At 71.8% G+C, this 22,957-nt stretch carries 15 protein-coding genes; 4 read left to right on the top strand and 11 right to left on the bottom strand.

Translation table 11 applies throughout. From position 1 onward, the window contains the following. The first annotated feature begins 139 nt into the window (after positions 1 to 139). The 3 genes from AB0N02_RS14455 (at position 140) to AB0N02_RS14465 (ending at position 3,291) form a co-directional block, all read left to right on the top strand. Complete coding sequence (locus AB0N02_RS14455; RefSeq protein ID WP_363945886.1) at positions 140 to 1,120, top strand: ABC transporter permease; 981 nt, start codon at positions 140 to 142, stop codon at positions 1,118 to 1,120. 13 nt (positions 1,121 to 1,133) lie between these two features. Beyond that, entirely contained in the window at positions 1,134 to 2,135 is a 1,002-nt protein-coding gene (locus tag AB0N02_RS14460; protein WP_363945888.1) for an ABC transporter ATP-binding protein, read from the top strand. Positions 2,136 to 2,256: 121 nt separating this feature from the next. After that, positions 2,257 to 3,291 (top strand): oligopeptide/dipeptide ABC transporter ATP-binding protein, encoded by a 1,035-nt coding sequence (locus tag AB0N02_RS14465; RefSeq protein ID WP_363945889.1) that lies wholly within the window; start codon positions 2,257 to 2,259, stop codon positions 3,289 to 3,291. A gap of 44 nt (positions 3,292 to 3,335) precedes the next feature. Here AB0N02_RS14465 and rpe read toward each other — a convergent pair whose 3' ends face one another. The 10 genes from rpe to AB0N02_RS14515 all read right to left on the bottom strand — a co-directional run bounded on the left by rpe (position 3,336) and on the right by AB0N02_RS14515 (position 18,587). Beyond that, positions 3,336 to 3,992: a ribulose-phosphate 3-epimerase gene (gene rpe / locus AB0N02_RS14470; RefSeq protein ID WP_363945890.1), complete on the bottom strand. Its 657-nt coding sequence runs from the start codon at positions 3,990 to 3,992 to the stop codon at positions 3,336 to 3,338. 99 nt (positions 3,993 to 4,091) lie between these two features. After that, positions 4,092 to 5,957, bottom strand: a complete 1,866-nt coding sequence (gene asnB, locus AB0N02_RS14475; protein ID WP_363945891.1) for an asparagine synthase (glutamine-hydrolyzing) — start codon at positions 5,955 to 5,957, stop codon at positions 4,092 to 4,094. 229 nt (positions 5,958 to 6,186) lie between these two features. After that, positions 6,187 to 7,791, bottom strand: a complete 1,605-nt coding sequence (locus AB0N02_RS14480) for a transcription antitermination factor NusB (protein WP_363945892.1) — start codon at positions 7,789 to 7,791, stop codon at positions 6,187 to 6,189. A gap of 5 nt (positions 7,792 to 7,796) precedes the next feature. Continuing rightward, positions 7,797 to 8,726, bottom strand: a complete 930-nt coding sequence (fmt, locus tag AB0N02_RS14485; RefSeq protein ID WP_363945894.1) for a methionyl-tRNA formyltransferase — start codon at positions 8,724 to 8,726, stop codon at positions 7,797 to 7,799. Positions 8,727 to 8,731: 5 nt separating this feature from the next. Further along, positions 8,732 to 9,280 carry a peptide deformylase gene (def, locus tag AB0N02_RS14490; RefSeq protein ID WP_363945896.1) on the bottom strand — a complete coding sequence of 183 codons (549 nt, stop codon included), beginning with the start codon at positions 9,278 to 9,280 and terminating at the stop codon, positions 8,732 to 8,734. Positions 9,281 to 9,427: 147 nt separating this feature from the next. Further along, entirely contained in the window at positions 9,428 to 10,828 is a 1,401-nt protein-coding gene (locus tag AB0N02_RS14495; protein ID WP_363945898.1) for a hypothetical protein, read from the bottom strand. Positions 10,829 to 10,867: 39 nt separating this feature from the next. Then, the gene (locus tag AB0N02_RS14500) at positions 10,868 to 12,535 is read right to left on the bottom strand and encodes a hypothetical protein (protein ID WP_363945900.1); all 1,668 of its coding nucleotides are present in this window, start codon (positions 12,533 to 12,535) and stop codon (positions 10,868 to 10,870) included. Positions 12,536 to 12,584: 49 nt separating this feature from the next. After that, the gene (locus tag AB0N02_RS14505) at positions 12,585 to 14,684 is read right to left on the bottom strand and encodes a primosomal protein N' (RefSeq protein WP_363945901.1); all 2,100 of its coding nucleotides are present in this window, start codon (positions 14,682 to 14,684) and stop codon (positions 12,585 to 12,587) included. 264 nt (positions 14,685 to 14,948) lie between these two features. Continuing rightward, positions 14,949 to 16,205: a LuxR C-terminal-related transcriptional regulator gene (locus AB0N02_RS14510; RefSeq protein WP_363945903.1), complete on the bottom strand. Its 1,257-nt coding sequence runs from the start codon at positions 16,203 to 16,205 to the stop codon at positions 14,949 to 14,951. Between the two features lie 39 nt (positions 16,206 to 16,244). Then, positions 16,245 to 18,587: a LuxR C-terminal-related transcriptional regulator gene (locus AB0N02_RS14515; protein WP_363945905.1), complete on the bottom strand. Its 2,343-nt coding sequence runs from the start codon at positions 18,585 to 18,587 to the stop codon at positions 16,245 to 16,247. A gap of 262 nt (positions 18,588 to 18,849) precedes the next feature. On the opposite strand from AB0N02_RS14515, the gene AB0N02_RS14520 reads away from it, so the two are divergent. Then, a complete protein-coding gene (locus AB0N02_RS14520) occupies positions 18,850 to 19,746 on the top strand; it encodes a hypothetical protein (protein WP_363945906.1) in 897 nt (298 codons plus the stop codon). A gap of 1,461 nt (positions 19,747 to 21,207) precedes the next feature. Here the strand turns inward: AB0N02_RS14520 and AB0N02_RS14525 are convergent. Then, on the bottom strand, positions 21,208 to 22,839 hold the full coding sequence (locus tag AB0N02_RS14525) for a hypothetical protein (RefSeq protein ID WP_363945907.1): 1,632 nt from the start codon (positions 22,837 to 22,839) through the stop codon (positions 21,208 to 21,210). Between the last annotated feature and the right edge of the window lie 118 nt (positions 22,840 to 22,957).

Here is a 22,957-nt window from a genome sequence, read left to right on the forward strand (position 1 = left end):
GTTTAGTTCGTGGTGTACTTTTTTTTCTTGGTGCTGTTGTTCCCGGCCCGGCGGGGGCCGGTGGGCGGGGGGGGCCCACGGCCCGCGGGGGCCTCAGGGCCCCCGCAGCGGTCTCCCAGCAACCGTCGGGAAACAGGCAATGCTTCGATTCATCACTCGCCGCACCTTGGGCGCGGCGGTCACCCTTCTGATCATCGCCGCGTGCACGTTCTTCCTCTTCTTCGCGGTGCCGGCCGACCCGGCCAGGCTCGCCTGCGGCAAGGTCTGCCCGCCCGATCTGCTGGAGCAGGCGCGGCACAACCTGGGGCTGGACCAGCCGCTGTTCCTGCAGTTCCTGACCTGGGTGGCGGGCATCTTCGTCGGCCGCGACTACGAGGGCCTGGGCCGCTGCCCCGCTCCCTGCCTGGGCTTCTCCTTCGTCAACCGGGCCCCGGTACTGGACACGATCCTCGACCGCATGCCGCTCACCGTGTCGCTCACGATCGGCGCGGCGGCCATCTTCCTGGTGTTCGGCGTGGCGACGGGCATCGTCGCGGCGCTGAAGCAGGGCAAGGCACTGGACAAGATCGCCAGTACGTCCTCACTGATCGGCGCCTCGCTGCAGATCTACTTCGTCGGGACGCTGGCGCTGTACTTCCTGGTCTACCAGAACCACATCCTGAAGCAGCCCGGATACGTGCCGTTCACCGAGGATCCGCTGGGCTGGGCCACCGGGCTGGCGTTGCCCTGGGTGGTGCTGGCGATCATCTTCACCGCCAACTACACCCGGATGACCCGCTCGACGATGGTCGAGCAGCTCACCGAGGACTACGTCCGCACCGCGCGGGCCAAGGGCATGCCGGGCCGCTCGGTCGTGATGAGGTTCGCCCTGCGCGGCACCCTGATCCCCATCGTCACCATCTTCGGCGTCGACCTGGGCACCCTGATCGGCGGCGCGATCATCACCGAGACCACCTTCGGCCTGCAGGGGATCGGGCAGCTGTCGGTCAGGGCCGTCTGGAATTCCGACCTGCCCATGCTGATGGCGACGGTGCTGGTGGCCGCCGGGGCGATCGTCGTGTTCAACATCATCGTGGACATCATGTACGCCGTCATCGACCCCCGTGTGCGGCTGAGCTAGGAGTCTGGAAGAAGTGTCGAACCCGTTCCTGTCGGTCCGTGACCTGACCGTCGACTTCCACACCGAGGACGGCGTCGTCCACGCGGTGGACGGGCTCTCCTTCGACGTGGAGAAGGGCACCACCCTGGGGATCGTGGGCGAGTCGGGATCCGGCAAGTCGGTGACCAACCTGACCGTGCTCGGCCTGCACAACCCGGAGACCACCAAGATCAGCGGAGAGATCCGCCTGGACGGCGAGGAGCTGATCGGCGCCTCCCGCTCCACCATGGAGAAGCTGCGCGGCAACAAGGTCGCGATGATCTTCCAGGACCCGCTCACCGCGCTCTCGCCGTACCACACCATCGGCAGGCAGATCAGCGAGGTCTACCGCAAGCACACGGGCGCGAGCCGGGCCGAGTCCAGGGCCCGCGCGATCGAGATGCTGACGCGGGTCGGCATCCCGCAGCCGAAGACCCGGGTGGACGACTACCCCCACCAGTTCTCCGGCGGCATGCGGCAGCGAGCGATGATCGCGATGGCCCTGGTGTGCGACCCGGACCTGCTGATCGCCGACGAGCCGACCACGGCGCTGGACGTGACCGTGCAGGCCCAGATCCTGGACCTGCTCAAGGAGCTCCAGGACCAGACGGGCGCCTCCATCATCATGATCACACACGACCTGGGCGTGGTGGCGAGCACCGCGCACAACGTGCTGGTGATGTACGCGGGACGGGCCGTCGAGCGCGGCACCGTCCAGGAGGTTCTCGGCGAGCCCCGTCATCCCTACACCTGGGGCCTGCTGGCCTCGATGCCCCGGCTGACCTCCTCGGTCGACGTACCGCTCAAGCCGGTCCGCGGCACCCCGCCCAGCCTGATCAACGTCCCGCCCGGCTGCCCGTTCCACCCCCGGTGCGACTATGTCGACCTGGCCGGACCCGAGCTGTGCAAGGGCGAGCGGCCCGAACTGTCCCCGCACCGCGGCCACGGCGACGCGTGCTACCTGACCCTCGCCCAGAAGCGGGAGATCCACAAGTGAACCAGCGAGTACGGCGGCGCACCGCCCGCGTCGCCGGCGAAGAACAGCCTGTGAGCAAGCTGCCCGGCAGGGCGTTCTCCCCGCGTGGCCGCTCATGAGCGCCGTCGAGAAGGAAGGACGCGTGGGCGAGCCACTGCTGGAGCTGTCCGGGCTGGAGAAGCACTTCCCGGTGACGGGCGGCCTGATCTTCAAGCGCCAGGTCGGCAAGGTCCACGCGGTGGACGGCATCGACCTGGTCGTGCACGCCGGTGAGTCCCTGGGCCTGGTCGGCGAGTCGGGCTGCGGCAAGTCGACCACCGGGCGGCTGGCCGCCCGTCTGCTGGAGCCGACCGGGGGCAGCATCCGCTACGCCGGACGCGACATCGCCCACGCGAGCCGCAGGGAGCTGAAGCCGATCAGGTCCGAGATCCAGATGATCTTCCAGGACCCGTACTCGTCGCTCAACCCCCGCCACACCGTGGGCACCATCATCGGCGGCCCGATGGAGATCAACGGCATCAACCCGCCCGGGGGCGTGGAGAAGCGGGTCAAGGAGCTGCTGGAGATCGTCGGGCTCAACCCCGAGCACTACAACCGCTTCCCGCACGAGTTCTCCGGCGGCCAGCGCCAGCGCATCGGGGTGGCTCGCGCGCTGTCTCTCAACCCCAAGCTGATCATCGCCGACGAGCCGGTCTCCGCGCTGGACGTGTCGATCCAGGCGCAGGTCGTCAACCTGCTCCAGCAGCTCCAGCGCGACCTGGGCATCGCGTTCCTGTTCATCGCGCACGACCTGGCCATCGTCAGGCACTTCTCGCAGCGGGTCGCGGTCATGTATCTCGGCAAGATCGTCGAGATCGCGGACCGGTCCTCCCTCTACGAGCGCCCCCGCCACCCCTACACCCACGCGCTGCTGTCGGCGGTCCCCGAGGCCGAGGTGGGCACCGAGTCCCGCGAGCGCATCCGCCTGGCCGGAGACGTGCCCTCCCCCATCGACCCGCCGTCCGGCTGCCGTTTCCGCACCCGCTGCTGGAAGGCCCAGGAAAAGTGCTCGGCCGAGGAGCCGCCGCTGCTCAGGCTGGAGGGGAACAGGGAGGGGCACCTGACCGCCTGCCACTTCCCCGAGGAGCCGACGATCCACGGCGACGACGTGGTGCTGGACCCGGCCCTTCTCGGCTGATCGCCGGCGGTCTCGGCGGCCGTCCGCCGCCGAGACCGCCGGGTTCAGCCCTTCTCCGCCAGGGCCCGCAGCTCGTCCACCGCGCGGGCCGGGTCCTCGGCGCCGAAGACCGCGCTGCCCGCCACGAACACGTCGGCCCCCGCCTCCGCGCAGCGCTCGATCGTCTCGGCGGAGACCCCGCCGTCCACCTGCAGCCAGATCTGGCCTCCGCGCCTGCCGACGAGCTCACCCGCCCTGCGGAGCTTGGGCAGCACCACGTCGAGGAACCGCTGACCGCCGAAACCGGGCTCGACGGTCATCAGCAGGAGCATGTCGATCTCACCGAGCAGGTCCTCGTACGGCTCGACCGGCGTCGCGGGGTTCAGCGCGAACCCGGCGCGGGCCCCCGCGGCGCGGATCTGCCGCAGCGTGCGGACCGGCGCCTTGGCCGCCTCGGCGTGGATGGTCACGCTGCCCGCGCCCGCCTCGGCGTAGGCGGGGGCCCAGCGGTCCGGGTCCTCGATCATGAGGTGGCAGTCGATCGGTGTCGAGGTCGCCTTGAGCAGCGACTCCACGACCGGAAGACCGAGTGTCAGGTTGGGCACGAAGTGGTTGTCCATGACGTCCACGTGCAGCCAGTCGGCGTTGGGGACCGACGCGGCCGCCTCCGCGAGGCGGGCGAAGTCGGCGGACAGGATGCTGGGCGAGATCTGTACGGCCATAGTGCGGCCGAGTCTATTGCGCGGTTCCGTCCTGCGGCGCGCGGGGCGGCGCGCACCGGATGACGCCGCCCCGCGGCCCGCAGGACACGCTCTCGGGGCTCAGAGCTTGAGCTGCACGCCGTACTCCTCCATCCAGGCGTTGAGCCCCAGGAAGCCGTCCAGCCCCGCCCGGATCCCGGGGGCCCCGGCCGTGTCGGGCCGGTCGAGGATGGAGCGCACCTTGTCGAGGTCGGCCAGCGGCGCGGCGGCGACGGTCCCGCGGTCGAGCACCCCGGCCGCCTCGACGCGCAGGGCCTGCTCGTAGGCGGGGTCCTGGGTCGAGGGGTAGGGGCTCTTGCGGCGCTCGACCACCGAGCGGGGCAGGACGTCCGCGGTGGCGGCGCGCAGCACGCTCTTCTCGCGGCCGTCGAAGGCCTTGATCGCCCAGGGGATGTTGAAGACGTACTCGACCAGCCGATGGTCGCAGAACGGCACCCGGACCTCCAGGCCGACGGCCATGCTCATACGGTCCTTGCGGTCGAGGAGGTTCTGCACGAAGCGGGTGAGGTTCAGATAGCTGATCTCCCTCATCCGCTTCTCCAGGCCGCTCTCCCCCGGCAGCCGGGGCACCTCGTCGAGTGCCTCCCGGTAGCGCTCCTTGCGGTACCTCTGCAGGTCGAGTTCCCGCAGCAGGTCGGGGTCGAGGATCACGGTGGGACCGCTGAACTCCTCGATCCCCGGCAGGGCCAGCCAGGGGAAGGTGTCGCCGTTGATCGCGACGGGGTCGTGGAACCAGCGGTAGCCGCCGAAGACCTCGTCGGCGGACTCGCCGGACAGCGCCACGGTCGAGTGCTCCCGGATCGCCTTGAACAGCAGGTAGAGCGAGGTGTCCATGTCGCCGTAGCCGATCGGCACGTCACGCGCCCGCAGGACCGCGGCACGCGCCGTGGAATCGATGAGGTCGGCCGAGTCCAGGACGATGTCGGTGTGGTCGGCGCCGATGTGCCGCACGACGTCGCGGACGTACGGCGTGTCGGGGGTGTCGCGCATCGGGTCCGGCGTGAAGTTCTCGCTGTAGCCCACGAAGTCGACGGAGAAGGAGCGGATGCCGTCCTTGCCCTGCTCGCGCAGCTTCCCCATGGCGAGCGCGGTGACGGCGCTGGAGTCGAGACCGCCCGACAGCAGGCTGCACAGCGGGACGTCGGAGATGAGCTGGCGGTCGACGATGTCGTCCAGCAGCTCGCGCACGGTCCGCACGGTGGTGTCGACGTCGTCGGTGTGCTCGCGGGCCTCCAGCTTCCAGTAGATGCGGCGGCTCAGGCCCGCGCGGCTCACCCGGACGATCTGGCCGGGACGCACCTCGTACATCCCCCGGTAGATCCCGTGCTCGGGCGTCTTGCTGAGCGCGAAGATCTCGCGCAGCCCGTCGAGATCGATCACGGCGGGCTGCGCGAGCGGGTTGGCGAGGATCGCCTTGGGCTCGGACCCGAACAGCACCCCCGACGGGGTCGGGTGGTAGTACAGCGGCTTGACGCCCATCCGGTCGCGCGCGAGCAGCAGTTCCTCGCGGCGGACGTCCCAGATCGCGAAGGCGAACATGCCGTTCAGCCGGGTGACGAGGTCGTCTCCCCATTCCAGGTAGGCGCGCAGCAGGACCTCGGTGTCGCTCCGGGTGCGGAACCGGTGGCCACGCGTGGTCAGCTCGGCGCGCAGTTCGCGGAAGTTGTAGAGCTCGCCGCTGTAGACGAGCACGGCGAGCGGCCTGCCGTCCTCGTCGGCGACCATCGGCTGCCGGCCGCCCTCGATGTCGATGACGGCGAGCCGGCGGTGACCGAGTGCGGCGTGCGGGGCGATCCAGAGGCCTTCGTCGTCCGGTCCTCGGCAGGCCATCGTGTCGGTCATGGCCTGCGAGGTGTCCTGTAACCGCTCCAGATCACGTTCGTAGTCCACCCAGCCGGAGATTCCGCACATATCGACAACCTTCACGTCTGATCGGTATTTGCCACACATTGTCAGCAGACCAGTCTCGCAACTCAACGTGATGCCGATATCCGGCTTTCCGTAATGGATTTACGGACATTATTAAAATCAGCCTCAACTGTCCCTTAAGACATCCTGAACTTCCCCCGTACGGCGGCGGCGGCCGTACGGGGGGAAGGCGACATCATGGGCAGACCAGCGAAAAGGCAGAGAAAAGCGGGCCGGGCGCCCCGGCTCAGCGGCGGCGCAGCAGGGCCAGGAACATCGCGTCCGTGCCGTGGCGATGTGGCCAGAACTGGACATGTGGTCCGTCCCCCAGGCCCTCGACCTCGGGGAGGTAGGCGCGGGCGTCGAGAGCCTCGACGTCGTCACGGCGGCGCAGCGCGTCGTCGACGACCGCCACGGTCTCGGCCAGGTGGGGCGAGCAGGTCACATAGGCGACGACTCCCCCGGGGCGGACGGCCTCCAGGGCCGAGGACAGCAGCTCGCGCTGGAGCCTGCCCAGGTCGGGAAGACTCCGGGGGTCGCGGCGCCAGCGGGCCTCCGGTCGGCGGCGCAGCGCTCCCAGGCCGGTGCAGGGGGCGTCGAGCATGACCCGGTCGAAGACCCCCGGCCGCCACGCCGGAACCGTGCCGTCAGCGGTGATCACGGCGGCCTCGCGGGTCGTCTGCCGGACCAGCCGGGCACGGTGGTACTGGAGCTCGGCGGCCAGCAGGTGGGCCCCGCCGGGAAAGGCGACCGGCCCGGACGAGGCCGCCGGGGGCCGCCCGGCACGGTTCGCGGGCCCGGCGGAGGACTCCCGGGAGGGTCCGCCGGCACGCTCCGGGAACCCGGCCGGGTCGCCGTGGGCGGCGATCGCGTCGAGCAGGCCCGCCTTGCCCCCCGGCCCCGCGCACAGGTCCAGCCAGCGGGTGTCGCCGCCGCTCACCGGGACGCGGGTCAGGGCCAGGGCGACGAGCTGGCTGGCCTCGTCCTGCACGGCGGCGCGCGCCTCGGCGACCGCCAGGATGGAACCGGGATCGCCCTCCGGCAGGTAGGCCGCGTAGGGGGAGTGATCGGCCCGCCTGGCCCCCGAGGCGACGAGCTCCTCGACCGACGCGCGCCCCGGGCGGGCCACCAGGGTGACCCTGGGACGCTCGTTGTCGGCGGCCAGCAGGGCGGCGGTCTCGTCAAAACCGCCGCCGACGGCGTCGCGCAGCGCGGTGACGATCCAGCGGGGATGGCTGTGGGCCACCGCCAGATGACCGATCGGATCCTGCCCGGGGTCGGGGGCCACGATCGGGATCCACTGCTCCAGCGAGCGGCCCGCGACCTTGCGCAGCACCGCGTTGGCGTACTTCGACGCGCCGGTCCCCACCCGCAGCCGCGCCAGGTCGACGGTCGTGCCGACGGCCGCGTGCGGCGGGATCCGCGTCTTGAGCAGCTGGTGCACGCCGAGGCGGATGACGTCGAGCAGCGGCGGGTCCAGGTCCTCGGGGGCCCGGTCGCTGCAGGCCGCGATGACCTCGTCGTAGGTGCCCAGGCCGCGCAGGGTCCCGTAGGCCAGCTCGGTGGCCAGCGCCGCGTCCCGGCCGGACAGGCGCCGCTCGCGCAGCAGCGCGGGCATCAGCAGGTTGGCGTAGGCGTCGCGCTCGTCCACCGCGCGCAGCAGGTCGTAGGCGGCGTTCCTGGCCTCGTCGCGGACCGGCTTGGGCGGCCGGAGCCGCCTGCCGCCGCCGCGGCCTCCCCCGGAGGTCTTCCGGTCCCTGCCCCCGGACGCCCCCTGGCCGCCCCGCGCGTTGCCCGCCGAACCGCGGCCGCCGCCTCGCGGGGCGCTCGCGCCGTTCCCCCGTTCGTTCATGATCCTCAGCCCAGCCGATCCTCGTCGGTGGGCCGCACACCGCGGGCCCACTCCCCCGCGCCCATCAGACGCTTGCCCTGCGGCTGCACCTCGCCCAGCTCGACGGGGTGCGTGGCCGTGCCGACCAGGACGGAGGTCTTGGATGCCGCGATCCGCCCGGGGGCGAGAGCCGGGGCCTCGGGGACCGGCCGTACGGGGCCGAGCTTGATCCGCTGACCGCGGAACTCCGTCCACGCGCCGGGGGCGGGCGTGCACGCGCGGACCAGGCGGTCGACCCGCATGGCGGGCGCGGACCAGTCGACCCTGGCGTCGTCCACGGTGATCTTCGGGGCGAGGCTCACCCCCTCGGCGGGCTGGGGCACCGCCTCCAGCTTGCCGTCCTCGATCCCGTCGAGGGTCGCCGCCAGCAGGCCCGCCCCGGACTCGGCGAGCCTGGCCAGCAGTCCCCCGCTGGTGTCGGCCGCCCTGATCTCCTCGGTGACCACGCCGTAGACGGGGCCCGCGTCCAGCTCCCTGACGATCCGGAAGGTGGCCGCGCCGGTGATCTCGTCCCCGTGCAGCACGGCGTGCTGCACGGGGGCGGCGCCGCGCCAGGCGGGCAGCAGCGAGAAGTGAAGGTTGACCCAGCCGTGCCGCGGGATGTCCAGCGCGCTCTGGGGCAGCAGGGCGCCGTAGGCCACCACGGGGCAGCAGTCGGGGTCGATCAGCCGCAGCCGCTCCAGGAACTCGGGGTCTCCCGCCCGCTGCGGACGGAGGACCTCGATGCCCGCCTCCTCGGCCAGCTCGGCGACGGGGCTCGGGTGGACCTTACGGCCCCGGCCCGACTGGGCGTCGGGGCGGGTGACGACGGCGGCCACCTCGTGGCGCGGCGAGTCGAGCAGGGCCCTCAGCGAGGGCAGTGCGGTTTCCGGGGTTCCGGCGAAGACCAGGCGCAAGGTTCCTACAGAGCCTTCCCGTGGGTGGCGTGCGGGGAGAACTTGAACGGGGGCGCCGACAGGCCGCTCCACTCCGCCTCGCGGATCTCCTTCATGGCGAGCTTGCGCTGCCGGGGATCCATCCGGTCGATGAACAGCACCCCGTCGAGGTGGTCGGTCTCGTGCTGGAAGCAGCGGGCCATGAGGTCGGTGCCCTCAAGGGTGACGGGATCGCCGTGCATGTTGAAACCCGTCGCCACGGCCCGGATCGCCCGGGGGGTGGGGTACGACATGCCGGGGAAGGACAGGCAGCCCTCCTCCCCCTCCTCGTCCTTGTCGTCGGACAGGTCGAGGTCGGGGTTGATGAGGTGCCCGAGCTCGTTGTCGACGTAGTAGGTGAAGACCCGCAGCCCGACTCCGATCTGCGGCGCCGCGAGGCCCGCCCCGGGCGCGTCCATCATCGTGTCCGTGAGGTCCTTGACGAGCTTGCGCAGCTCCTTGTCGAAGTCCTTCACCGGCTCCGCCGGCGTGCGCAGCACCGGGTCGCCGAAAAGGCGGATCGGCTGAATGGCCAACAGGGATCTCCTCACGCTTTTCGGGGATCCCCCCAGTGTAAGGGCCCTGGTCGTGTCCCTCGGATCTTCCGCGCGGCCCGCCCGTATCGGCCGCGGACCGGCGCCGGTGAACGGCGTCAGGCCCGGTGAACGTCCCCGGTCACGGCACTAGCGGGAGCGGATCTTCATGGCGGCCTTGCGCGCGGCCTTGGCGACCGCGGCGTCGCCGTGGTGGGCGCCCAGGAGGTCGAGCACGGCGACGGTGTCCGGATGGTCGGCCAGGGCCATCTCCTCCACCACCCGGACCAGGTCCTCACCGGGCTCCAGCGCGTCGAACTCGCGCATCGCCTCGGCCGCCTTGCCCAGCTGGACCAGCGAGGCGAGCGTGTCGACCGCGATCCAGGTGCTGTCGGCGGGCGTGAGGGCGGGCGCGGGCAGGTCGCGGATGTTCAGCCAGGAGGCGGCGTAACGCCACATGGTCGGCTCGGCGAGCGCCTCCCTGAGGGGAGGCTCGGCCTCGGGGCCGAGTTCCTCCAGGATCGTGCCCACGGTGCCGCGCCGGGCGGCCGTACCCGATGCGGCGATCTTGACCAGCTCGCGGGCGGCGACCTCGGGGAGGCGGGACTCCAGCCAGACACTGACGGCGCTGGGCGCGGCCGAGCGCCCGATGATGGCGTCGACCAGCTCGGCGGCGCCCAGGTCGGCGAAGACGGCGACCTCGGCGCCCGTGGGCGCGTCGTGGCCCTCACGGATCAGGTCCTGGCGGACGGCCCACACGCCGAGCGGGGTCAGCCTGGGCCTGCCCGCCTCGGAGGTCTCGATGAGCCCGCAGTGGCCGAGCAGCGAGAGCGCGACCTCCAGCTCGCCGGGCAGGGCGGCGGCCAGCGCCCGCATCTCCGCCGGGCGGGCCTCGCAGGCCACCTCGTGCGACTGGAGGATGCCCTTGACCAGGGTCGCGACCGACAGGCCGTCGCTCACGGCGTACATCGTGGCGAGCATCTCGGCCAGGTGGTCGTCGATCACCGCGGAGCCGGTCAGGCCCTCGTCGGCGCGGTCCAGGACGTCCATGACCACGCCGTCCCAGAACTCCAGCACCGCCCGGTCCGGCAGCCCGGCGGACAGGTCCAGCGGGCCCGCCACCGCGACGCCCCGGGAGATGCGCAGCATGCCGGTGTTGACCGCGACGACCCACAGCAGGTGCAGCCGCGCCGGGCCGGGCAGCCCGAGCTCGGCGCAGGGCAGGAAGGGGTCGGGCAGCAGACCCTCGGGGGTCACCTGCCTGACACCGGTCCAGGCGGCCAGCCGCTGGGCGTCCAGCACCAGCGGGACCTTCAGGACGGCCGCGGCCAGCTCGTCGTCGGCGGCCAGCTCGACCGGGGGGAAGCTCAGCACCTCGGTGCCGCAGCCGGGGCAGTCACAGTCGTCGGCGTCGGCCTCGGCCCGGCCGGTGGCGCCGACCGTGTCGAGCACGGCCGCGCGCAGCTCTCCGGGCGCCGTCCCCAGCTCACCGACCAGCCTGCGCAGCTCGCCGAGATCGAAGACGTTGCCGGTGTTCCCGCTCTTTGCCACCCGTGAAACTTACTGCACTCGGGCCCCACGGGTGTACGGCTAGCCGATGGCGCGAGATCTCGCTTTGAACGCGGCCTTGCGGGCGGCCTTGGCGATGTTCTGGTCGCTGAGGGAGCGGCCGAGCAGTTCGAGGACCTGGACGACGTCCGGGTGGTCCACCCGCCACATCTCGTCGATCACGTGCGCCGGCGGGCCCGAGGCCGCCATGTTCTCCGCGAACGTCTCCGGGTCGTCCTGGGCGGCGGAGATGGCCAGGGCGAGGGTGTCCACGCTCATCCACAGGACCTCCTGCTGGGTGAGCGCGGGAGCGGCCAGGCCGCGCGCCGACAGCCAGTGGATGACGTGGGGGCGCAGCTCGGCCTCGTCCAGGTGCCGCCGGACCGCGGGCTCGGCGTCGGTGCCGAGCCGGTCGACGATGGTCACCGCGACGCCCCTGGCGACCGAGGGGGCGCCGGAGACGGCGCTCAGCAGCTCGGCCGCCGCCTGCTCGGCGGTCCTGCCCCGCAGCCATCCCTCGATGTCCGCCTCGGCCATCTCCGTGGGAATGCCCGACAGCAGCCCCTCGATGAGCTCCGAGGCGTCGACCCCGGTGAGGTCGCCCGCCTCCGGCGCCTCGATGCCCAGGCCCGTGTAGAGCTCCCGCAGGGCCCAGACGGCCAGCGGGGTGAGCGCCAGGTTCTCCTCGTCGGGCTCGGCGACCCCGCAGTAGGCCAGCCGCCGCGCGGCCTCGGCGATGTCCACCTCGCCCTCGTCGGTGAGCCCGATCTCCTCGATGTAGTCCATGACGAGGGGGACGGGCACCGGCGCCTGCAGCCGGTAGAGCATGTCGCACAGGCCGTACAGCTCCTCGTCGAGCGCCCGGTCGCCGGTGACGGCGCCGCCGGTCTCCTTCTCGACGACGAACTCGACCACGGCGGCCCAGACGTCGAGCGGATCGGGGTCCTCGCCGTCGAAGATGGCGGTGCCCTCGACCTCGACCAGGCCGGTGTGGACCGCCAGGTTCCACAGCAGGGCGGGGTCGGCGACCCCGAGCTGGACGGCCGCCTCCGCGGCGTCGCGGACCCGCAGCCGCCCCTTGACGGTCGGGGTGCGGCCCCCGGCGAGCATCCACTGCACCAGCCGCCGCACGTCGGTCACCAGCGGCACCCGCAGGGCCCGCTCGGCGAGCGCCTCGCGGGAGGCGAGCCGTACCGGGGGGAGCGGGGAGCAGCCGGGGCAGTCGCAGGGCTCGGCGGAAGGCTCGGCGGAGGGGTCCCCGGCCAGTGCCCCGGTCACGGGGGCCGGGGTGTCGCCCCGTTCGAGGGAGTCGGCGCCCATCGCGCTGAACAGACTTTTGGCCATCCCGAATCTGGAGGTGTCGGCGAGGGCGATCGGCATCTCGGGTTCGATCCGGTCCAGGACCGCCCGCATCCGGGCCGCCATCTTGCCGCCTATCTCCTCGGTCGACAGGAGGAAGTCGACCAGGGTCCTGGCGGCCGCGACGGTCTCCGGGGCGCTCTCCGGCGGGGCGATGACCTTGCGTGGATAGATGTTGAGCAGCAGTTCCTCGAAGGTGACCGGAGTGAAGTCACCCAGCTCGTGCACGTCCAGATAGTCACTTGCGTAGTCGCAGAGCAGCCGCACCTCGTCCACGTCAACGTCCAGGCCTTGCGCGCGCCCCCACGCACGCAGATCGGCTACGGCCCGATTCACCCATTCGATCGACACAGGGGAAAATTAACGGCTTACTGTCAGCACCGCGAATCGGGGAAACAACTCAAATGACGTCCAGGGGGTCAATGCACACCCGGACCACCTCCGGAGACTTGCGTGCCGACCGCACGCCGACGGCCCCCTTGAGCGCGGCGGCGAGCGCCGATCCGATCACCTGCGGAACCCGCACCATGGCACGTTCCCGCACCTGATCGCCCATCGGCGCGTCGAGCGGGACGGGGCCGAGCACCTGCGCGCCGTCCGGCAGCCCGGCCTCGCCGAGCATTTCACGCACCGCCGAGGGGGAGCCCGTCAACGTGGCAATTCTTACCGCAGGGGGAAAACTTAGTTCTGTCCTCTCGGCCAGTTCACGCTCGGCGTGGGTGACGGGGTCCCAGCGCAGCAGCGCCTGCACGGCCGGCACCGAGGAGTCGGCGAGCACGACCAGCTCGGCCCTGGGCCGCAGCAGCGCCGCGGCGTTCATCCACCGGCGCAGCGTCTCCTCGGCGGCCCGCAGGTCCGGCCTGCCGAGCAGGGCCCACCCGTCCAGCAGCACGGCCGCGGCGTAACCGTCCGCGGCGACCGGTTCGGCCCCCGGGGTGGCCACGACCAGGGCGCGCTCGGCGCCGACCGTGGCGAGCACCCCGTCCCTGCCCGAGGTCTTGACCGGCACCGAGGGGAAGGCTCGCCCGAGTTCCTCGGCGGTACGGCGGGCGCCGACCACCTGCGCCCGCATCCGGACGGCGCCGCAGGCCGCGCAGCGCCAGTCTCCCGCGATCCGGCCGCACCAGCGGCAGTACGGCGCCGCGTGCCCGCCCCGCAGCGCGAGCGGCCCGCCGCAGTGCCCGCACCGAGCGGTGGCCCGGCAGCCCTGGCAGGCCAGCGCCGGCAGGTAGCCCCGCCGGGGAACCTGCACCAGCACCGGGCCCGTCTCCAGGCCGCCGCGCAGCGCCCGCCAGGCCAGGCTCGGCAGCCTGGCCGCCCGCGCCGCCTCGTCCCTGGCCAGCTCGGAGTCGTCCCCCGCAGGGCGCACCCTCGGCGCCCTGGCCCTGAGGGTCTCGCGGGCCGCGACGATGGGACCGGCCCAGCCGGTGGCGACGAGCCTGGTGGCCTCGGCCGTACGGGCGTATCCGCCGATGAGCAGGCCCGCGCGGCCGTGGTGGGCGCGCAGCGCGAGGATCTCCCTGGCGTGCGGGTACGGCGCCAGCCGCTCGGCGTGCAGGTCGTCGCCGTCGTCCCAGATCACCGCCAGCCCGAGGTCCCCGACCGGGGCGAACGCCGCCGCCCTCGTGCCCGCGACGGCGCGCACCTGTCCCCTGACCACCCGCAGCCACCGCCGGTAGCGCTCGGCGGGTCCCAGGTCCGCGGTGAGCGTGACGTGCGTCCCCGGTCCCAGGACGGCGCCCAGCGCCGCGTCGGCCAGTGCCACGTCCTTCCCGTCGGGAAGCACGACCAGCGCCCCCCTGCCGCCGCGGAGCGTCTCCCGCACCGCGATCGCGACCGCCTCGGGCCATCCGGAGCCGTCCCGGTCCGTTCCGGGCAGCGCGGTCCACACCGCGCGGGGCGAGCGGCCCTGCGCGAGGGCCTCCAGGAACGCCTCCCCGTCGGGATAACCGGCCCACGGCCCCGGCCCCGTCTCCAGCCCCGGCCCCGTCTCCAGCCCCGTCTCCGTCCCCGTCAGGGGCGCCCGTTCGGGCTCCCGCGGGGGCTCGGCCTCGACCCTGGCGTGGCGCGGGGGGACGGCCAGTCTGAGCACGTCGGCCAGGGTCCCGGCGTACCGGTCGGCCACGGCCCTGGCCAGCTGGGCGATCTCGGTGGTGAGCACCGGCTCGGGCGAGACGACCCGTTCCAGCCTGACCAGCTTGCCCTCGTGCTCGCTGGCCTCGGCCCGCTCCAGCAGGAAGCCGTCGACGAGCTTTCCCGCGAACCGGACCCTGACCCGGGCGCCGGGCACCGCGTCGGCGTCCATGGGGGCCGGGACGAGATAGTCGAACAGGCGGTCCAGGTGCGGCAGCGGCGTGTCCACGGCGACCCTGGCGACCGGGAGCGAGGCGGCCGGTTCCGGCACTCCCCTGGCGGGCCTCACGGCGGGCGCCGGCCTCTCACGCACGGCGTCGAGTGGCAGCAACGCGTCGTCGTCCGGTGAGGGGCTGGTGTGGGTCACCCACTTGTCCTACCAGATGCGAAAGGGCTGTCCCGCCAGATGCGGGGCCGCGGCACCGGCCGCCCCTCGACGAGGGCGGCCGGTGCCGGGAAGCGGCCGGCCGATGGGTCACGCCCGACACAGGGAAAACCCCAACTGACTCCGGGCGGAAGGGGACCCCTCCCTCGAAACCGCCCGACGCTGCGGAACGCTGGAGCACACGGTGTCCCACCGGCCGCTTCCATGATGACCGCGGACCCGCGTTCTCCGCATCGGGCGATGTGCCTATTCGGACGACTGATAATCGCTTTCCGCCACCCACGCGGCGACCTGGGTGCGGGAGGCGAGGCCGCCCTTGGCGAGGATGTTGCGGACGTGCGCGTCCACGGTGCGTTTGGCGATGTCCAGCCTGGCGGCGATCTCCGGGTTCGACAGCCCCTCGGTGATCAGCTCGGCGACCTGGAGCTCCCTGGCGCTCAGCGTGCCGCCGACCGGACGCGCCGCCCTTCCGGTCTGCCGGGGGGCCGGCAGCCGCCCGTCGGTGCGCAGCGGCTGCTGCACGGCGGGCCGCCACCGGCAGCTGGAGCGCTCGAAGCCGAGCTCCCGGTAGGCCTCCAGCATCCGGTACCGGCCTTCCGGCTCGCGGAGCACGATGGAGCGTTCGACCAGCCCGGCCAGGACCGGCGCGACCCGCTCCAGCGGGAACTCGGTACCGCACCCGGCCTCGGCGTCGGCCATGGTGAAGGCCCCGGGCAGCGCCGACAGCAGCGACCACAGCCCGCGCTGCTCGTCGTCGCAGAGCTCGCGGCTCCACTGGACCGCCGCCCGCAGGTCGCGGTGGCGCGGCAGCGCGCTCCTGCTGACCCCGGTCAGCAGTGTGAACCGGTGACGCAGCCCCTCCAGCAGGTCCTTCACCGACAGGGATCGCACCAGGGTGGCGGCGAGCTCGATCGCCAGCGGCAGCCCGTCCACCCTGCCGCAGATCTCCGCGACCAGCGGCGCGACGGCCGGGGTCAGCCCGAACCCCGGGTCGACCGCCATCGCCCGGTCCTCGAACAGCCGCACGGCCGCCGAGAGCGGCAGCGGCGCCAGTTCGAGCACCCGCTCCCCCGGCACGCCGAGCGGCATGCGGCTGGTGGCCACGACCACGACCCTGGGCGCGCCGCCGAGCAGTGTCTCCACCAGCTCGGCGACCTCGCCGGGAAGGTGCTCGCAGGTGTCGAGCACGATGAGCGGCCGCCGGTCGCCCAGGGCCGAGGCGATCTCCCGCGCCGAGGAGGACCCGGGCAGTTCGAGCGCCTCGGCGAGCGCGGCCGCCGGATCTCCGGTCTCGGACAGCTCGGCCCGCCAGACCCCGCCGCCGAAGCGGCCGCGCAGCCTGCTCGCCAGGCGCAGCGCCGTCCGGGTCTTGCCGACCCCCGCGGGACCGGTGACGGTCATGAACCGGGCCTCGGAGAGGTGGCGCAGCCCCTCCGCCACCTCCTCGGCCCGTCCCACGAAGCTGGACAGGTCAACCGGCAGATTCCCCGGTCGCCGCGCCATGGTCGTCCTCCGTCTCAAGCGAGATGTCTACGGGTGGCCTCACGCGTGTTCCCGGCGCCGCCTGGTCGCCCAGGCCGCGATCTGGGTGCGCGCCGAGAAGCCGAGCTTGGCCAGGATGTGCTCGACGTGGGAGTCGACGGTCCGCTGGACGACCACGAGCCGGTGGGAGATCTGGCGGTTGGTGAGCCCCTCCGCGACCAGTTCGGCGACCTCCCGCTCCCTGCGGGTGAGCGGCGCCCAGCGGGTGTCACGCCGTACGGCGAAGCCCTCGGCCTCCTCCTCGTCGAGCGCGTAGGCGATCGCCTCGTCCAGCCCGAGCGCGGCCCCCTCGCGGGCCACCCGCTCGGCCTGCCCTCCCGGCAGGCTCCTCCGGACCAGCTCCGCGCAGCGGGCGCTCTCCTCCAGCGTCAGCGGGTGGCCCTGCCCCAGCAGGCCCTTGTGGAGCCGTTCGGCGCGTGCGGCGGCGAGCAGCCGTCCCGCCCTGTCCAGGTCGCCCTCGTCCGCCGCCGCGCAGGCCAGCAGCTCCAGGCAGGAGACGACGCCCATGGTGTCGGAGAAGTGCCGCTTGACCCGGAGGGAGCCGCGCGCGTGCGCGACCGCGCGGGCGGCGTCGCCGCCGGCCCTGGCGACCAGGCCCAGGCCGTAGTCGGCGTAGGCGTTCACCCAGACCTCTCCGAGCTCCTCGCACAGGTGCTTGCACTCCAGGAAGACCCGCCCGGCCTCCGCGGGCTCGCCGCCCAGGACCAGGCTCATGCCCAGCTCGACCATCGCGGGCAGGAGCACCTCGGGCAGCTCCCGGCGGGGACGCAGCCGTTCGATCACCTCGCCGAGCATGCGCTCGGCGCGCCGCGGATCGCCCTCGACGGAGGCCAGCGTGCCGTTCATCTTGAGCATGACCAGCTGGACCAGGTCGCCTCCCGGCGTGCCGGGCGGGCAGTGGAGCCTGCACCGTTCCAGCAGCAGCCGCGCCCTGTCCAGATCCCCTCCGGCGTTGGCGACGAAGATGCGCGTGAGCAGTCCCCACGCCCACGCCTGGCTGCCGGGCAGCGGGCGCGCGAGCAGCCGCTCCAGCTGGTCACGGCCCTCTCTGAGCATGCCGCAGGCCACCCAGAGGTACCACAGGCCCGCGGCCATCATCAGGCCGGTCTCCTGCAGGTCCGGATCCTCCGCGCACAGGTCGAGGGCGGCGCGGATGTTGGGCCAGTCCCGCCGGACGCGGCTCCACATCTCCAGCTGGTCGCCGTGGCGGCCCGACTCCTTGCCCCTGAGCGCCAGCTCGAAGTAGTAGCGCAGGTGCCGGCGGCGCAGCCATCGCTCGTCCCCGGTCTCGACCAGCTTGGCGGCGCCGTACTCCCGGATGATGTCCAGCAGCCGGTAGACCGTGCCCTCCTCGCGTTTGACCGGGATCACGATCGACTTGTCCACCAGGCCGAGCAGGGTGGGAAGCACCCGGTCGGCGGGCAGGGCCTCGTCGGCGCAGACCCCCTCGGCCGCGGCGGCGTCGAAGGCGGAGACGAAGACCGGCAGCCGCGACCAGAGCAACCGCTCGTCGGGGGTGCACAGGTCGTGGCTCCAGTCGACGGTCGCGCCGACCGTCGGGTGCCTTCCGCCAGCCGTACGGCCGGACAGCAGCCAGAGCCGGTCGTCCAGCAGATCGCGGATCCGGCCGAGTGTGAACGCGCGCATCCGCACGGCCACCAGCTCGATGGCCAGGGGGATGCCGTCGAGCCTGGTGCAGATCTCGGCGACCTCCGCGGCGTTCTCGGCGCCGAGGGTGTAGCCGGGGTTGACGGCGGCCACCCGCTCGAGGAACAGCGCCACCGAGTCACAGCGGGAGAGGGCGCCGACGGAGGCCGCGGCGCGCGGCTCCGGCAGGGTCATCGGTGGTGGCAGGGTCATCGGCGGCAGGGCCACGATGTGCTCGCCCGGCACGCCGAGCGACTGCCTGCTGGTGGCCAGGATCCGCAGCTGCGGGCTGTTCTCCAGGAGGGTCTGCGCCAGCCGGGCGCAGGCGTCGACGAGGTGCTCGCAGGTGTCGAGGATCAGCAGTGTCTGCCGGTCACGGAGGTACTCCGCCAGGGCTTCGGCGTCCGGCTTGGCGGACAGGTCGACCAGGTCCAGCGCGTGGGCCACGGCCTGTTCGAGGCGGCCGGGATCGCTCACCCCCGCCAGCTCGACGAACCTGACGCCGTCGGCGAAGGACCGGCGCAGACCGGAGGCGGCCCGGACGGCCACCCGGGTCTTGCCGATGCCTGCGACGCCGGTGACGGTGACCAGCCTGGAGACCTGGAGCAGACGCCTGACCTGACGGACCTCCTCCTTTCGTCCCACGAAACTCGTGGTCTCCGTGGGCAGCCCGCCCGGGCCCGACCGCCTGATCACGTCTCTCCCCCAAGATCTCTAACAAAAGAAGTTACACAGAAATCGACGTTCCAAGGGTGTCAGTGGGTGGTCAAGGCTTCAGATGCATCATCGTGGCCTGTGACGACGAATGCGCACTCGGTGATCACCAGCGGCCGAAGCATGCACTGGTAGACGATTGGCTCGAATCAGTAGACGATCAGCTTTGCGACACACCCGAAGTGTGACTTTGGTCCTTTTCTGACAGGATTCCCTTCTCTTCCAATGATCGTAAGGAATCCACGTGAAAACCGCGATAAACGGCGCTTTCGCCGCCCTGACCATCGCACTCGTCACCGCGCCCGCCGCCCAGGCGGGCACCGTGGGTCAGGCGGGTCTGGGTGAGCGGGTGAGCGTGAGCGGTCGGGGGGTCGCGAGCGGGCAGGACGGTGCGGGGATGGGCGTGCGGTTCACCGAACGCACCACCGTGACCCGGGACGGCAAGGGGCAGGACGGCGGCCCGGATGGCAAGAGCCAGGACGGCGGTCCGGATGGCAAGAGCCAGGACGGCGGCCGGGACGGTAAGAGCACGCTGCTTCAGCGGCGCACCGGGGTCTTCCAGTTCGGCAAGGACGGGATCGCCGCCTGGGACATCAGCTCCAGGCCCGGGAACTCGCCCGACATGCCCACCGACCTGTTCTCCCCGCGGCGGACGATCCGGATCGGCATCACGAGCTACGTCTCCGGCGGTTCGTACGGCAAGCGGCTGCCGCAGGGCAAGACCTGGTACCGGACGGACCAGGACCTCACCGACGCGAGCGGCCAGTTCGGCCAGATTGTGAACGTCGCCGAGCCCGCGACCCTCGGCACCCTCCTCAGAAGCGCCAAGAACTCCGGAAGCACCTACTCGGGAACCGTCACCTTCGGCGAGCTCGCCGCGATCTCCCACTGGTTCCGGACCACACTGCCGGTCCGGGCGGACGACAAGACCACGGTGACGTTCAAGCTCACCCTGGACCGCGACCGGCATCCTCGTCGGCTGACCACGTCCTGGGCTGCCACGGGTGTGGTGAACGGCGGCGGCTGGGAGGGCAAGACCGTCGGTGTCGAGACCCGTTTCAGCGGCTGGGGCGGCAAGGTCACCGTCAAGGCTCCTCCCGCGTCCGCGGTGAGCACGAAACTCGCTTCCGGCGGCAAGTGACGGCGGGGCGTCTGGTCGGCCGGTTTCTGAGGCTATCGCCGCGCGGCGGTCGGTATGCGCTGTGCGCGCTCTGGGGTGTCTGGTTTCTGGGACGGTCGCCGTACGGCGGTCGGTTCGCGCCGTTCGCGCTCCCGGGGCGGGTGGTCGGCCGGTTTCCGGGGCGCCGGTTCGCGCTGTTCGCGCTCCGGGGGCGGGTGGTCCGGTCGGCCGTCGTTGGTCGCTCTCCGGTGGATTCAGGCCTCCGGCCTGGCGGGCGCGGTGGTTTCGGTCCTTTTATACGCCGACCGGACCACCCGCCCCCTCCGCGCCACTGTGCTCCGCCATACGGCCCGCGGACCGCAATTCGTCTCTTTCCGGCCGCCCATCGAACTCTGGGACGCTGAAGCAATGCGTGCGGGGTCCGTCGACAGTTGATCGCCGTTGCTGAAGCGCCTGTGCGGGAAGGAGCGGGTTGCGTCCGTGCCCGAGGTGTACGACGCGAGCTCCTCATACATTGTGGATTTTTCTGCTTTGGGGCATGGCGGCCCTGGAGTCCGATAAGAGGCGCCGGCAAAAACGCGTCACCGGGCCCGGATGTTCCTCAACCTCTGTCACCCGATCAAACCGCCCGGTGACGCCAAATATGACACGGACGACCGGTTCGTGTGTTTCGGGCCCGACTTTCCGAGTGTGAGCCCAAATCGGTGCCATCCGTGCTCGGCTTGGTTCCGAAGAACGAGGAGAGTTCGCCGACCGACAGTTGAAGGAGATTCGCATGCGTACCGCCGTCAAGTTCGTCATCATGCTCGCCGTAGCGCTGATCACCGTCGCGGCAGCGCAGGCCGCGGCCTCCGCCGCGACGGCCATCGAGTACGGCCTCATCCCCTAGTAGTGCTTGCCGGGTCCGCCTGTCGTGACTGTTCGATGTCACCGTGTGATGTCACTGTGTGGTGATTTGCTCCGAGTGTGCCCCTCGAACGGCTCATGCATACCCGGCAACGGCTGGAAGCCTCCGCCACTGAGGTGTTCACCCCTTTGGCCCGCTCGGATCAGCGGGCCAAAGGCCCGGCCTACCTGCGTGGAAAGCTGCGCCCGGTGGGGCAGGGCCCACCCACCCGTGGGGCAGCAGCTTCGGTGAGACGACCGATGCCCACCCCCCGATACTTGGCCTGCCTCACGACTCCAGCCCCTACATTCCCCGCAACGTCGGCATCTCCTACCGCGCCGATACGACACCCCAACCTCCCACCACGTCGGCACCCCCAACCACGCCAGCACGACACCCCAACCTCCCACCACGTCGGCACCCCCAACCACGCCGATACGGCGCCCCAACCTCCCGCCGCGATGGCACCCCCTACCGCGCCGGTACGGCGAGTCGCAGTACCGACCCGAACGGCGCCCGTGTACGGCGCGGACCCGGTTGATGGGGACGGCGGCCGTGCCGGATCGCCGGGAAGGGGTACGGGATGCGGGCGGGGCTCAGGTGGAGAGGGGTGCGAGGGAGAGGGGGCGGAGGTGTTCGTCCAGGTCGCGGACGTGGCGGTTGTCGGCCCAGGGTTGGAGGCGGGTGCGGGCCTGTCGTATGGAGTGGACGAGACGGGCGGAGCTGTGGAGCGCGGTGACCTGGGCCGCCTCGGCGATCATCCCCGCGGCAGCGGCGATCTCCCGTTTCTGGATCAGGGCCGTGGCGTATTCGAGCTGCAGAATCCCTCGTTCCCGGACGAAGTCGGGGTCCATCGTCGCCAGTCGCCGTCTCACCTCGGCCATCACCTGGTCGGGGCGGTTGAGTTCGAGGAGACAGAACACGCCGTAGGAGGGGACGCAGTCCGGGGTGAGCCAGCCCAGATGTTGGAAGTCGGGGCCGGCCTTCCCTCTACCGGCCAGGTCGGCGGCGCGGTCGATGAGGCGGAGGGCGCCCTCGTCGTGCTTGACCCTGGAGATCGCCCGGGCGAGCTGGATGGAGGCCACCGCCTGCTGCAGGCGATGACCACTCTCCTTGGCCCATCCCTCGGCGGCGAAGGCATGGTCCAGGGCGACGGTGGGCCGTTTCTGGTGCAGCGCCATGTAGGCCAGCAGACCGTGCAGGTGGGCGATGAGAGCGGGAGAACCCAACTCGTGGGCCGCCGCCAGCCCCTCGTTGTATCGGCGGGAGGCGCCCGCGTAGTCGGTCAGGTCGAAATGGCTCCAGCCCGTCATGAGCGAAAGGTTCCAGTAGAGGCGGAGCAGGCGGTCACGGAGCGCGGGGGTGAGGGAGCCCTGTTTGAGCAGGTCACCGATGAGGTCGCGTTTGGCCTCCGCCACCGGGAGCACCTGCGCGGGACCGAGGCGTTCGTCCATCTCGTACAGCCGGGCCATGAGCCGTTCCAGCAGGTCGATCGTGCCGTTGTCGATCGGGGCCCGCTGCCCGGCCGTGGCGGCGAGTCGCTCCCGTTCTGATGGGGTGAGATGGCGGAGCAGGCTCAGGGCGGGGGTGCCGCCGAATACCAGGGCCAGTTCGAAGAGCAGCTCGCGTCGTCTCACGTCGGCCTCCTCGGCGCTCAGCGCACGCAGCAGTTCGGCGTAGTGAGCGGGGTCCGGGGGCGGGATCCGCGCGGCGAGCGGCTGCGATTCCATGCTGTCACGGCCCTGTGGTGCGGGCGCCAGAGTCCGCGCGGGAAGAACCTCCTCACGCGGGGCGGGTGGCACGGGTGGCCGGAGACGCTGATGCGGGTCGAGATGGCGGTGGTCGGCGCGGTCTAGGAGGTCCCGGTCGCATGCGCCGTAGGAGGCGTAGGCGTCCTGTGGCAGCAGGCGTCTGGCGGTGGTCCGGTAGATCCGGGCGAAGATCGCGATCGCTCGGGCGGCGGGTCTGCGACCGCCGTTCGGCCATGCCTCGTAGTCGTACAGCCGCGCCTCGCGCAACGACGCCGTGCCCGCCGAGTCGAGGTCGTTGTAGGCGGTCACGACGTCGGAGGCCGTACGGCCGTGGGCGTAGCGGTACAGCCGTAGCGGGCTGACCTCGTGGTCCAGCGCCAGCACGTCGGCGATCTGGTCGAAGGTGAACGACCGGGCGCGCAGCGCGCCGCCGCGCCGCCTGCAGTCGAGCAGGATCCGGTAGCCCTCGCCTGACATGACCTCCCCTTTCCTCGATACACACGAATGGTAGGCATTCGATTACGGAGAATGACGGCCAGATCTCGGGAATGGGGATGCCTGGGATGCCTTTCGAAGGGTTGGCGCAGGTCAGGCG

It is taken from the genome of Streptosporangium sp. NPDC051022 (genome assembly GCF_040683035.1).
Taxonomy (GTDB): domain Bacteria; phylum Actinomycetota; class Actinomycetes; order Streptosporangiales; family Streptosporangiaceae; genus Streptosporangium.